Source organism: Kineococcus glutinatus, assembly GCF_039542765.1.
GTDB lineage: Bacteria > Actinomycetota > Actinomycetes > Actinomycetales > Kineococcaceae > Kineococcus_A > Kineococcus_A glutinatus.
The window spans coordinates 1-606 of the sequence record NZ_BAABIL010000806.1; the positions used below are offsets into that span (position 1 = coordinate 1).

Here is a 606-nt window from a genome sequence, read left to right on the forward strand (position 1 = left end):
GGTGGCCGCTCACGTGTTCCTCGCCTCGAACACGAGCCGGAAGGCCGAGCTCACGGTGGTGCCGGAGGTGCTCTTGGCGGCGTTGGAGCCGAACAGCCGGTAGCTGACGCGGTAGGTCTGCGTCTGGCCGTGCGCGGTGGGCCTCCAGCTGCCGCAGCCGGTGCCGCCGTTGCTGGTGTAGCCGGCGCACGTGGTGAGCAGCGCGTCGAGCCGGCCGGCGGTGTCCAGGGCGCCGGAGGTCACGGCGGCCGCGGGGAACACCCGCGTCGCGCTCGACCAGCGCAGGGAGTACGCGGTGCACGGGCTGGCCGGGCCGGCGTCCTGCTCGACCACCACCTGCAGGTAGCGGTCCAGCGTCCCGTCACCGGCCTGCTCGGCGCGGACCCGGACCTCCGCGGCGAGCGTCCCGGTGTAGGTGACGGTCATGCAGGCGGTGCCGCCGTCGCCGGGGACGAGGCCGGCCGCGCTGAACAGCGGGCTCGTCGCGGTGCTGGTCAGCGACACGGTGCCGGCGGCGAAGGTGTTGGCGCCGCTGAGCGTCCTGGCGCTGAAACCCGCCTCGACGCCGTCCTGCAGGGCGGCGGGCACGAGGACGGCCAGCGCCGC

At 75.2% G+C, this 606-nt stretch carries 1 protein-coding gene; it reads right to left on the minus strand.

Going from position 1 to position 606, the window contains the following annotated elements:
* Positions 1-9: 9 nt before the first annotated feature.
* Positions 10-606: hypothetical protein (locus ABEB16_RS21620; protein ID WP_345714233.1), on the minus strand; the 597-nt coding region annotated here is incomplete at its 5' end.